Below are 11,200 nucleotides of genomic sequence, written 5' to 3'. Positions count from 1 at the left end.
CTCTCGAAGAACCGGCGGACCTCATCCGGCTTCGCGGCGTCGAACGCAACCTTCCCGGCAGCGCTGCCAAGGCTTTTCCAAGCGCTCTTCAGTTTGTCCTCGTTGCGCCCGGTGATGGTCACCTTCATGCCCGGGCCAAGCAGTTTTCGCGCCGTCGCCAGGCCGATGCCGGACGAGCCGCCGATGATGACGGTGTGTTCGATTGTCTTGGTCATGAATGGTCTTCCTTCGATGTGGGGGAGGCCGTGCCGATGAGATCAAGGCTCAAGGCTCGCAGACGTTGCCTTGCCTTGGCGTCATAGGCCTGGGTATCGGCGCGGGATTCCCGCAGGCCGTCGAAATAGAGGCCGCTTTTCCCGTCGAGCGCGGGTGAGGCGGCGAGGTTGAGGATGGCCTCGGCGCCGGTCTCGACCGAGCTCCACGGCGTCACGCCTGCTTGCCGGACCATGGTGGTGTTCATATAGCTCGCCGGATGCAGCGCGTTGACGGTGACGCCGGTGCCTTTCAGCTGCTCCGCAAGGTCGACGGTGAACAGGATCTGCGCCAGCTTGCTCTGGCAATAGGCACGCACGCCGTCATAGGAGCGGGTCAGCATGACATCGCTGAAATCGATCGCCTGCTGCCCCGCAGAGGCGACATTGACGATGCGGGCCGGCGCACTCGCCTTCAGCAACGACAGAAGCTCCGATGTCAGCAGGAAACCGGCGAGGTAGTTGACCGCGAAGCGCAGTTCGTAGCCGTCGGCGCTGACCTGCCTTTTGGCACCTTGGCCCGCTGTGCCGATTCCGGCATTGTTGATGAGGATGTCGAGCCGATCCGTCCGGGCGCGCACGGCTTCGGCAAGCCGCCGCACTTCGCCCAGCGAAGAGAGGTCGGCGACCAGAAGCTCCGCCCTGCCGCCGGCGGCTTCGATCCCGGTGACAACAGCCTTGCCGCGCGTCGCATCGCGGCCATGCACCAGCACACGGGCGCCCGCGGCGCCGAGCCGTTGCGCGACGACCCGGCCGACGCCATCGGTAGAGCCGGTGATGAGGATCGTCTTGTCTTTGAGTTCCATGTTCAGAGCCTCCGTTCTGTTGCTCTGAACCGAAGATGGGACAGTTGGCGCGGGCCAAACAGTTCAAACTTTATCCTGGTATCAATACTGCTATAATACCCGCATGGAGTCCCAACCCCACGCTGCCCCCACACATTCGGCTGAAGACAGCCGCCGGCGCGAACTCGGCGCCTTCCTGCGCTCGCGCCGCGAAAGGCTGACGCCCTCGGCCACCGGCATCGCCACCGGTCTCAGGCGGCGTACGCCGGGCTTGCGCCGCGAGGAGGTGGCGATGATCGCCGGTGTCGGCACCACCTGGTACACATGGCTGGAGCAGGGGCGGGAGGTCAGGCCCTCGGTCGAGGTGCTGACGGCACTTGCCGAAGCTCTGCGCCTCGACGCCGCCGAAAAACAGCATCTGCTTATCCTCGCCGATCGCCAGCAGCCGGAGCGCCGTGCCGTGGCGCTGGAAAAAGTCGACGGCCCGTTGCTGCACATGCTGCAGTGCCTGGTGCTGCAGCCGGCCTATGTTGTCGGGCGGCGCTGGGATGTGCTGGCCTGGAACCCGGCTGCCGTCGCGGTGTTCGGCGACTATGGCTTGCTGGAGGGTGACGCCCGCAACATCGTCCACATGGTGTTCACGAGCCCGCACCACCGGCGCCTGCTGGTCGACTGGGAGCAACTGGCGCGCACCGTGCTGGCCTCGTTTCGGGCCGCGAGTGCGCGTTATGTCGGCGATCCGGATTTCGAGCGGCTGATCGAGTTGATGACGCGTTCGAGCCCCGAATTTCGCGCCTGGTGGCCGCAGCGCGACGTCGCGCACCGGTTGTCGGGGGTGAAGCATGTCCGGCACCCGAGCGCGGGCGCCATGACCTTCGAGCATATGAGCCTGTCGATCGGCGATGGCTCCGACATGAAGCTGATCGTCTACACGCCGCTCGCCGAGCAGAACTCGGTCGCCAAGCTGCAGACATTGCTGGACGCGCTGCCGGTTGAGCGGCGCAGCGCCTGAAGCGTCAGGTCTTCGGCTTCAGCCCATCCAAGAACAATTGTTCGAGAAACCTTGCCGCATCCTCGAAGCGGCCGTCGCCGCCGCGGTTCGGCCCGAGCACGGCCCGGACCTGGACGTCGAAATCGGCGTAGTGCTGCGTCGTCGCCCAGATCGAGAAGATCAGGTGCCACGGATCGGTCTTGGCGATCTTGCCGGCGCGCATCCAGCCCTTGATGACGGTCGCCTTCTCGTCGACCAGCGTTTTCAGTTCGCCCGCCAGCAGCGGCATGATGCGCGGCGCGCCTTGCAGGATCTCGTTGGCGAACAGCCGGCTCTCGCGCGGAAAGTCGCGTGCCATCTCCAGCTTGCGCCTGATGTAGCTGCGCAATTCGGTCAAGGGGTCGCCGATGTCATCGAGTTCACGCAGCGGCGCCAGCCAGGTGTCGAGCAGGCGCTGCATCAGCGTCTCGTGGATGTCTTCCTTGCGGCGGAAATAATAGAGCAGGTTCGGCTTCGACATGCCGGCGGCTTCGGCGATCTGGTCAATGGTCGAGCCACGAAAACCGTTGGTCGAGAAAACCTCAAGCGCCGCCTCCAGGATGAGTTCGCGCTTTTCCTGCTGGATGCGGGTGCGACGAGGGGCGTCCGTGGTCACCGTTGCCAGCCCTCGCGTTGAGGGTCATCTGGACCAATTCTCTGGACCAGTTTTTCCCTAGCCTGTGGAACGCACTTCAGGTGCCGCATTTCCGCTAGTAATCCCTTGACCGCCGACAGGGCGGTGCTAACGTTTGTCCAATCGGTCAAAAATTTGCGTAGCATGAAAACGCGGCAAAGACCAAGCGTTGGGCGCACCGAAACAGATTACAAGGGGAAGTCCTGGTCATGTCCAACCGGCTGAAAGTCACGCCGAACGATCTCAGCGCATTCTGGATGCCGTTCACGGCAAACCGGCAGTTCAAGCAGGCGCCACGCATGATGGTGTCCGCGAAGGACATGCATTACACGACCAGCGACGGCCGCAAGGTTCTCGACGGCACCGCCGGCCTGTGGTGCGTCAATGCCGGCCACTGCCGTCCCAAGATCACCGAGGCGATCCAGCAGCAGGCCGCCGAGCTCGACTATGCGCCCGCCTTCCAGATGGGCCACCCGATCGTGTTCGAACTGGCCAACCGCCTGGTCGACCTCGCGCCCAAGGGCATGGACCATGTCTTCTTCACCAATTCCGGCTCGGAATCGGTCGAGACCGCGCTCAAGATGGCCATCGCCTATCATCGTGTGAAGGGCGAGGGCTCGCGCACCCGGCTGATCGGTCGCGAGCGCGGCTATCACGGCGTCAATTTCGGCGGCATCTCGGTCGGCGGCATCGTCACCAACCGCAAGATGTTCGGCACGCTGCTCGGCGGCGTCGACCATATGCCGCACACGCATCTGCCGGAAAAGAACGCCTTCACCAAGGGCGTACCGGAGTATGGCGCGGAACTCGCCAACGAACTGGAGCGCATCGTCGCCCTGCATGACGCTTCGACCATCGCCGCCGTCATCGTCGAGCCGGTCGCAGGCTCCACCGGCGTCATCCTGCCGCCGAAGGGCTATCTCGAGAAGCTGCGTGAAATCTGCACCAAGCATGGCATCCTGTTGATCTTCGACGAGGTCATCACCGGCTTCGGTCGTCTTGGTACGCCGTTCGCCGCCGATTATTTCGGTGTCACGCCAGACATCATGACCACCGCCAAGGGCGTCTCCAACGGCGTCATCCCGATGGGCGCGGTGTTCGTCAAGAAGGAGATCCACGACGCCTTCATGACCGGCCCCGAGCACATGATCGAGTTCTTCCACGGCTACACCTATTCGGGCAACCCGATCGCCTGCGCGGCCGCACTCGGCACGCTCGACACCTACAAGGAAGAGGGCCTGCTGACCCGCGGCGAGGAGCTGGCGCCGTACTGGGAAGACGCGCTGCATTCGCTGAAAGGCGAGCCGAACGTCATCGATATCAGGAACATCGGCCTGATCGGCGCGATCGAGCTGGCGCCGATCGCCGGCCAGCCGACCAAGCGGGCCTTCTCGGCCTTCGTCAAGGCGTTCGAGCGCGGCGCGCTGATCCGCACCACCGGCGACATCATCGCGCTGTCGCCGCCGCTGATCATCACCAAGGGCCAGATCAACGAATTGATCGACCATGTCAGAGAAGTCTTGCGAGCCATAGATTGACGAACTGGACGCGGATATCCCTCCCCCTCGAGGGGAGGGTGGCCGCGAAGCGGTCGGGTGGGGTCGGTGCGACTGGGTGCCGACCTGATCTTTTGCTGCGTGGCCGCGTCTGATGCCCCGTACCCGCGTGAGCTTCGAAATGCGCCAGAAGGCGCGCGCGCTTCGAGTTCACGCGACCAAGGGCGAATCCCTCCTGTGGTATGAACTGTGGGAGTTGAAATCGGGAGGCATCAAGTTTCGCCGTCAGTGCCCGATTGGGCCTTATATCGTTGACTTCGTTTGCTTGGCGGTGAAGCTGATCGTTGAGGTCGACGGTGATCTGCACGAACACGAGAAGGGTAAACGGCACGATGCTGTTCGTGATGCCTATCTGCGCTCTCTCGGGTTTCACGTCTTCCGTGTTGACGAGCCCGATGTCATAAACAGCGCGTGGCATGTCGCGCAGATGGTCAAGGGGAAGGTTGAGCATATGTCAGCCGACCCCACCCGACCGCTTCGCGGCCACGCTCCCCTCGAGGGGGAGGGGGACGCCGGCGCCCCGCAATCGATGAGGTTTTAGAGCATGGCCGCACCCGGCGAGAATCTGCGAATCAATTCAGATCGTTTGTGGGATTCCATCATGGAGATGGCGAAGATTGGCCCCGGCATCGCCGGCGGCAACAATCGCCAGACCGTGACCGACGAAGACGGCGAAGGGCGGCATCTGTTCAAGCGCTGGTGCGATGCGGCCGGGCTCGAAATGGGCGTCGATAAAAGGGGCGCGTTGTTCGCCCGCCGCGAAGGCACCGATCCCAGCCTGCCGCCGGTCTATGTCGGCAGCCATCTCGATACGCAGCCGACCGGCGGCAAGTACGACGGCGTGCTCGGCGTGCTGGGCGGGCTTGAAGTGGTGCGCTCGCTCAACGATCTCGGCATCAAGACCAAACATCCGATCGTCGTCACCAACTGGACGAACGAGGAGGGCTCGCGCTTTGCGCCGGCTATGATGGCGTCCGGCGTGTTCGCCGGCGTGCTCGACCAGGCCGATGTGTACGGGCATGTCGACAAGCAGGGCAAGAAATTCGGTGAGGAGCTCGAGCGTATCGGTTGGAAAGGCACTGAGAAGGTCGGTGACCGCAAGATCCACGCCTTCTTCGAACTGCATATCGAACAGGGTCCGATCCTCGAGGACGAAGATATCGACATCGGGGTCGTCACTCATGGCCAGGGCCTTAAATGGCTGCAGGTGACGCTGACAGGCAAGGAAGCCCACACCGGCTCGACCCCGATGCCCAAGCGCCGCAATGCCGGGCTCGGCATGGCGCGGGTGATCGAACTGGTGCACGAGATCGCCATGGACTACCAGCCCGATGCCGTCGGCGCGGTCGGCCACATGGAGGTCTATCCCAACTCGCGCAACATCATCGCCGGACGCACCGTCTTCACCGTCGACATCCGCTCGCCGGAAAAGGAAGTGCTGGACGCTATGGATGGCCGCATCCGTGAAGGCATCGACACGATCTGCGACGCGCTCGACATCCGCTACGAGATCGAGCAGGTCGGCGCTTTCGATCCGGTCACCTTCGACGCGGGTTGCGTCAAGGCGATCCGCGATGCCGCCGAACGTCTCGGCTATTCCCACCGCAACATCGTCTCCGGCGCCGGCCATGACGCCTGCTGGATCAACCGCGTCGCGCCCACCGCCATGGTGATGTGCCCCTGCGTCGACGGCTTGAGCCACAACGAGGCCGAGGAGATCACCAAGGAATGGGCTTCGGCAGGTGCCGACGTTTTGTTCCACGCGGTGGTGGAGACGGCTGTCATCGTGGAGTGAGCTTAGATCCACCTTCCAAACGACGCTCGTAAGAAGCGCGGCAAGAACAAGGGAACAGCTAATGACCAAAGTCATCCGAAACGGCACCATCGTCACCGCCGACCGCACCTGGAAGGCCGATGTGCTGATGCAGCACGGCAAGATCGTCGCCATCGGCTCGGGCCTGCATGGCGACCATGAGTTCGACGCCACCGGCTGCTACATCATGCCGGGCGGCATCGACCCGCACACCCATCTCGAAATGCCGTTCATGGGCACCTATTCGGCCGATGATTTCGAATCCGGCACGCGCGCGGCGCTCTCCGGCGGCACGACGATGGTGGTCGATTTCTGCCTGCCGGCGCCGCAGCAGTCGCTGCTCGAAGCCTTGCAGATGTGGGACAACAAGACCTCGAAGGCGTCGTGCGACTATTCCTTCCACATGGCGATCACCTGGTGGGGCAAGCAGGTGTTCGACGAGATGGCCAGGGTCGTCGACAAGGGCATCACCTCGTTCAAGCATTTCATGGCCTACAAGGGCGCGCTGATGGTCGACGACGACGAGATGTATGCTTCGTTCCAGCGTTGCGCCGATCTCGGCGCGCTGCCGCTGGTGCATGCCGAGAATGGCGATGTGGTCGCCGCCCTGTCCCAGAAGCTGCTGGCTGCCGGCAACAACGGCCCCGAGGGCCACGCCTATTCACGGCCACCCGAAGTGGAAGGCGAGGCGACCAACCGCGCCATCATGATCGCCGACATGGCCGGCGTGCCGCTCTATGTCGTGCATGTCTCCTGCGAGCAGAGCCACGAGGCGATCCGCCGCGCGAGGCAGAAGGGCATGCGGGTGTTCGGAGAACCGCTGATCCAGCACCTGACCCTGGACGAGAGCGAGTATTTCGACAAGGACTGGGATCATGCGGCGCGCCGCGTGATGAGCCCGCCCTTCCGCAACAAATTACACCAGGATTCGCTGTGGGCGGGCCTGCAGGCGGGCTCGCTGCAGGTGGTGGCGACCGATCATTGCGCTTTCAGCACCAAGCAGAAGCGCAACGGCGTCGGCGATTTCACCAAGATCCCGAACGGCACCGGCGGCCTCGAAGACCGCATGCCGGTACTGTGGACGACGGGCGTCAACACCGGCCGGCTGACGATGAACGAGTTCGTCGCGGTGACCTCGACCAACATCGCCAAGATCCTCAACATGTATCCGAAGAAGGGCGCCATCGTAGAGGGCGCCGACGCCGACATCGTCGTCTGGGATCCCAAGCGCAAGAAAAAGATCACTTCGAAGAAGCAGCAGTCCGTCATCGACTACAACGTGTTCGAAGGGTTCGAGGTGACCGGTCTGCCGCGGTTCGTGTTCTCGCGTGGCGAACTGTCGATCCAGGAGGCGGAAATCAAGGCCAAGCCCGGGCATGGCGAATTCGTCGGCCGCGAGCCGAATGCGGCGGTCAACCGGGCGCTGTCGACGTGGAAGGAAATCTCCGCGCCGCGCAAGGTGGAGCGCACCGGCATCCCGGCGACTGGGGTTTGAGCTTGCGCGGCTCGAACAACGCCAAGAAACGGATGATTGCCGACAAACACGGCGCCGCCTTTGGGGATGTGTTGCAGTGCCGATAGTTGCCGAACTCGGCGCCGCCCCTCATCCGCCTGCCGGCACCTTCTCCCCGTATAGTGACGGGGAGAAGGGAGATGAACGCAACCTCGCCGCCCTTTTTTGTAACGTCGGAGATTGGCGAAATCCTCCGCGAAATCGTCCTTCTCCCCGTCACTATACGGGGAGAAGTGCCCGGCAGGGCGATGAGGGGCAGCGCAAACCTCGGGCAATTGACCGGTGGGATCCTAGCCCGTCGATGCTGGCCTCACGCGACCAGCGCATCCAGTTCCGGCAGCAGGACGACGCTTTCCTGTTCGTTGGGATCGGTGCGGGCAATGACGGCCGAAGACGGGGCGCTGCTCAGATTGGCCGGCAGATGCGGCACGCCGGCCGGAATGTAGAAGAGGTCGCCGGCCTTGACGACGATATGATGCTCGAGCCGGTCGCCGTACCAGGTGTGAACTTCGCCGGAGAGCACATAGATCGCCGTCTCGTGGCTCTCATGCATATGCGCCTTGGCGCGCGCGCCGGGCGGCATGGTGAGCACGTGCATGCAGATGCCGGAGGCGCCGACGGTCTCGGCGGCGATGCCGGCGAAATAGGTCAATCCCTGCTTGCCTTCATAAGTGCTTTCAGGGCGGATAAGATGACAAGTGGGTTTGGGCGACATCGGGGAAACTCCGGGCGTCGATCGAGTGGGACAAGGTCAGTGGGACAGGGCCAAATGGGACAGGGTAAGTGGAAAACAACATCGCGATAAAAGCAATCGGATTCCAGCCGCCGCAGGGACGGAAACAGGCAGGCGGCAGCCGATGACGGGGACTTCGCCAGCCGTCGTCGCGGCAAGCAAACTCGGACTGACCTTCCAGACCAATGACGGGCCGGTGCAGGCGCTGTCAAACGTCGATCTCACCATCGGCAAGGGGGAGTTCGTCTCCTTCATCGGGCCTTCGGGCTGCGGCAAGACCACGCTGCTGCGCGTCATCGCCGATCTGGAGAAGCCAACCTCGGGGACGATTTCGGTCAATGGCATGACAGCAGAGCAGGCGCGCGAGAAACGCGCCTATGGCTATGTTTTCCAGGCCGCCGCGCTGTTTCCGTGGCGGACGATCGAGCGCAATGTCGGGCTGCCGCTGGAGATCATGGGCCTGTCCAAGGCGGAGCAAGGCGAGCGTATCAAGCGCACGCTCGACCTCGTCAACCTCTCTGGCTTCGAGAAGAAATATCCCTGGCAGCTCTCGGGCGGCATGCAGCAGCGCGCCTCGATTGCCCGTGCGCTGGCCTTCGATGCCGACCTGCTGCTGATGGACGAGCCGTTCGGCGCGCTGGACGAGATCGTGCGCGACCATCTCAACGAGCAATTGCTGGAATTGTGGGGACGCACCAACAAGACCATCTGCTTCGTCACCCACTCCATTCCGGAGGCCGTCTATCTGTCGACGCGCATCGTCGTCATGTCACCGCGGCCGGGCCGCGTCAGCGACATCATCGAATCGACACTGCCGAGAGAGCGGCCGCTCGACATCCGCGAGACGCCGGAGTTTCTGGCGATCGCGGCACGCGTGCGCGACGGGCTGCGGGCGGGGCACAGCTATGATGATTGAGGGAGCAATCGACGGGCTCCCTCCTCTCCCCAACGGGGAGAGGGTGGCCGGAGCGAAGCGGAGGTCGGGTGAGGGGGCGGCCCACCGCGCCTTCGTCATCCCAGGGCACCGCGAGGCGGCGTGCGTAAAGGGAGCGGTCAACCACCCCTTCGTCATCCTAGGGCAGAGCAGGCGCGCAGCGGCCTGCGCAGACCCTAGGATCCATGCCGTGACGCCGGCCGAAAGGCGAAAACGGTTGAGAAAACAGGCCAAGCAGGGCGAGGCACAGGGAGCCTTGTTCCGCACCGTTGTGGAGCACAGAGGTAACGGCATGGATCCTAGGGTCTGCGCCGCGTCGCTTCGCTCCTTGCTTCGCCCTAGGATGACGAAGAATGGGTATGGCCGCTCTTCGCCGTTGGGCAAAGGGGAGCGCACCTAATGGACACCTTCCGCGACAAACTCATCCCCGTCACCTCGATCCTCGCCGGGGTGGTCGTGCTCTGGTATGTCTTCGCTGTCATCCTCAACGCGCCGTTCCAGCGCGATCTCGACCGTCGCGCCGGTGAGACCTCCACGTTCAGCGAACTCATCGGCAAGACGCTGTCGCAGCCGAAGCCGACATTGCCGGCGCCGCATCAGGTGGCGGTGAATTTCTTCGAGAACACCTTCCTGCGGCCCATCACCTCGAACCGCAGCCTGGTCTACAATGCCTGGGTGACGCTGTCGTCGACGCTGCTCGGCTTTGCCTTCGGCACCGCGCTCGGCATCATTATTGCGGTCGGCATTGTCCATGTGGCGACGCTCGACCGGAGCCTGATGCCGTGGATCATCGCCTCGCAGACCATTCCCATCCTGGCGGTGGCGCCGATGATCATCGTCGTGCTGGGGGCGATCGGCATCAGCGGTCTGATCCCGAAGGCGATGATCTCGACCTATCTGTCGTTCTTCCCGGTGACCGTCGGCATGGTGAAGGGGCTGCGCTCACCCGAGATCATGCATCTCGACCTGATGCACACCTACAATGCCAGTCGTGCGCAAACCTTCTGGAGATTGCGCGTGCCGGCCTCGGTGCCGTTCCTGTTCACCTCGATGAAGGTGGCGGTGGCGGCAAGCCTGGTCGGCGCCATCGTCGGCGAACTGCCGACCGGTGCGGTCGCCGGCATCGGCGCCAAGCTGCTCGCCGGCGCCTATTACAGCCAGTCCATCGACATCTGGTCGGCGTTGGTTGCTGGGTCTGTGGTGGCAGCACTTCTCGTCATGGTTGTCGGCATTGCCGGGCGCCTCGTCGACCGCGCCATGGGCGGGAGGCCGGCATGAACTGGCTGAAACCCTCCTGGCAGGCGGTGTTGGCGATCGTGCTGTGCCTGATCGCGGTCGCGCTCGGCCCGATCGCCGCGCCGAAAGTCGACGCGCTGGCGCAGCCTGCAGGGACGTTGATGTATCCCTATGCGGCGACGAACTGGCTGATCTTCGGCGTGCTGCTTCTCGCTGCTTTGATCTCGATGGCCAGAATACCGTCCGTCGTCGAAGCCGTTGTGCTTTTCATCGGCGCGCATCTGGCCGCCTGGCTGCTGATTGGCGGCATCACCGGCTTCGAGGGCCTGGCGCGGGCGCCCTATTTCCTGCTGCTCACGGGTGCCTGGCTGCTTGGCTGGCGCTGCGTCGCCGTCCTGTCGGGCCTTCGCCCGATGGCAAGCTGGGCGCGGACCGCGTTGCGCCTGATCATCCCGGCCATCTTCGGCGCCTGGATACTGATCATCTGGGAAGCGGTGACGCGCGGGGCCGGCATTCCCTTCATCCTGTTGCCGCCGCCAAGCGCAATCGGCGCGCGCATCGCCGGTTCGCTGCCGGTGCTCGGCGCGGATGTCCGGCAGACCATCTTCAAGGCGGTGATCTTCGGCTATGTGGTGGGCAGCGGCGCCGGCTTCATCACCGCAATCCTCGCCGACCGTGTGCCGTTCCTGCGGCGCGGGCTCTTGCCTATCGGCAA

Annotated in this window: 11 protein-coding genes and 1 pseudogene; 8 read left to right on the top strand and 4 right to left on the bottom strand. The window is 63.8% G+C overall.

The features are described from left to right. A partial coding sequence (locus tag EN749_RS20835; protein WP_128363871.1) for an SDR family NAD(P)-dependent oxidoreductase occupies positions 1 to 215 on the bottom strand: 215 nt, incomplete at its 3' end. Then, positions 212 to 1,057 carry an SDR family NAD(P)-dependent oxidoreductase gene (locus EN749_RS20830; RefSeq protein ID WP_128363870.1) on the bottom strand — a complete coding sequence of 282 codons (846 nt, stop codon included), beginning with the start codon at positions 1,055 to 1,057 and terminating at the stop codon, positions 212 to 214. The genes EN749_RS20830 and EN749_RS20835, both read right to left, overlap by 4 nt. Positions 1,058 to 1,160: 103 nt before the next feature. Here EN749_RS20830 and EN749_RS20825 point away from each other — a divergent pair, with 103 nt between their 5' ends. Further along, the gene (locus EN749_RS20825; RefSeq protein WP_128363869.1) at positions 1,161 to 2,048 is read left to right on the top strand and encodes a helix-turn-helix transcriptional regulator; all 888 of its coding nucleotides are present in this window, start codon (positions 1,161 to 1,163) and stop codon (positions 2,046 to 2,048) included. 4 nt (positions 2,049 to 2,052) lie between these two features. Here EN749_RS20825 and EN749_RS20820 read toward each other — a convergent pair whose 3' ends face one another. Next, a complete protein-coding gene (locus tag EN749_RS20820; protein WP_127331170.1) occupies positions 2,053 to 2,682 on the bottom strand; it encodes a TetR family transcriptional regulator C-terminal domain-containing protein in 630 nt (209 codons plus the stop codon). Positions 2,683 to 2,909: 227 nt separating this feature from the next. Here EN749_RS20820 and EN749_RS20815 point away from each other — a divergent pair, with 227 nt between their 5' ends. The 4 genes from EN749_RS20815 (at position 2,910) to hydA (ending at position 7,564) form a co-directional block, all read left to right on the top strand. Beyond that, positions 2,910 to 4,238 carry an aspartate aminotransferase family protein gene (locus EN749_RS20815; RefSeq protein WP_127398930.1) on the top strand — a complete coding sequence of 443 codons (1,329 nt, stop codon included), beginning with the start codon at positions 2,910 to 2,912 and terminating at the stop codon, positions 4,236 to 4,238. Positions 4,239 to 4,350: 112 nt separating this feature from the next. After that, complete coding sequence (locus EN749_RS20810) at positions 4,351 to 4,797, top strand: endonuclease domain-containing protein (protein WP_128363868.1); 447 nt, start codon at positions 4,351 to 4,353, stop codon at positions 4,795 to 4,797. A 3-nt stretch (positions 4,798 to 4,800) separates the two neighbouring features. Then, entirely contained in the window at positions 4,801 to 6,051 is a 1,251-nt protein-coding gene (locus EN749_RS20805; RefSeq protein WP_128363867.1) for a Zn-dependent hydrolase, read from the top strand. A 61-nt stretch (positions 6,052 to 6,112) separates the two neighbouring features. Beyond that, a complete protein-coding gene (hydA, locus tag EN749_RS20800; protein WP_128363866.1) occupies positions 6,113 to 7,564 on the top strand; it encodes a dihydropyrimidinase in 1,452 nt (483 codons plus the stop codon). Positions 7,565 to 7,892: 328 nt separating this feature from the next. Here hydA and EN749_RS20790 read toward each other — a convergent pair whose 3' ends face one another. Then, a complete protein-coding gene (locus EN749_RS20790) occupies positions 7,893 to 8,297 on the bottom strand; it encodes a cupin domain-containing protein (protein WP_127321630.1) in 405 nt (134 codons plus the stop codon). Positions 8,298 to 8,439: 142 nt separating this feature from the next. On the opposite strand from EN749_RS20790, the gene EN749_RS20785 reads away from it, so the two are divergent. The 3 genes and pseudogenes from EN749_RS20785 to EN749_RS20770 form a co-directional block, all read left to right on the top strand. After that, positions 8,440 to 9,231 (top strand): ABC transporter ATP-binding protein, encoded by a 792-nt coding sequence (locus tag EN749_RS20785; RefSeq protein WP_023813186.1) that lies wholly within the window; start codon positions 8,440 to 8,442, stop codon positions 9,229 to 9,231. 417 nt (positions 9,232 to 9,648) lie between these two features. Continuing rightward, positions 9,649 to 10,527 carry an ABC transporter permease gene (locus EN749_RS20775; RefSeq protein WP_127272550.1) on the top strand — a complete coding sequence of 293 codons (879 nt, stop codon included), beginning with the start codon at positions 9,649 to 9,651 and terminating at the stop codon, positions 10,525 to 10,527. Beyond that, a pseudogene (locus EN749_RS20770) lies at positions 10,524 to 11,200 on the top strand (ABC transporter permease); the annotation flags it as partial. The gene EN749_RS20775 and the pseudogene EN749_RS20770, both read left to right, overlap by 4 nt.

This window comes from Mesorhizobium sp. M7A.F.Ca.ET.027.02.1.1 (genome assembly GCF_004022985.1).
Lineage (GTDB): Bacteria > Pseudomonadota > Alphaproteobacteria > Rhizobiales > Rhizobiaceae > Mesorhizobium.
This window is presented reverse-complemented; position numbering and strand designations above follow the sequence as displayed.

Bases quoted from the DNA above. Each gene is read 5' to 3' on its own strand.
- EN749_RS20830 (WP_128363870.1), bottom strand. From the start codon at position 1,057: ATGGAACTCAAAGACAAGACGATCCTCATCACCGGCTCTACCGATGGC.
- EN749_RS20815 (WP_127398930.1), top strand. From the start codon at position 2,910: ATGTCCAACCGGCTGAAAGTCACGCCGAACGATCTCAGCGCATTCTGG.
- hydA (WP_128363866.1), top strand. From the start codon at position 6,113: ATGACCAAAGTCATCCGAAACGGCACCATCGTCACCGCCGACCGCACC.
- EN749_RS20810 (WP_128363868.1), top strand. From the start codon at position 4,351: ATGCCCCGTACCCGCGTGAGCTTCGAAATGCGCCAGAAGGCGCGCGCG.
- EN749_RS20825 (WP_128363869.1), top strand. From the start codon at position 1,161: ATGGAGTCCCAACCCCACGCTGCCCCCACACATTCGGCTGAAGACAGC.
- EN749_RS20790 (WP_127321630.1), bottom strand. From the start codon at position 8,297: ATGTCGCCCAAACCCACTTGTCATCTTATCCGCCCTGAAAGCACTTAT.
- EN749_RS20785 (WP_023813186.1), top strand. From the start codon at position 8,440: ATGACGGGGACTTCGCCAGCCGTCGTCGCGGCAAGCAAACTCGGACTG.
- EN749_RS20775 (WP_127272550.1), top strand. From the start codon at position 9,649: ATGGACACCTTCCGCGACAAACTCATCCCCGTCACCTCGATCCTCGCC.
- EN749_RS20805 (WP_128363867.1), top strand. From the start codon at position 4,801: ATGGCCGCACCCGGCGAGAATCTGCGAATCAATTCAGATCGTTTGTGG.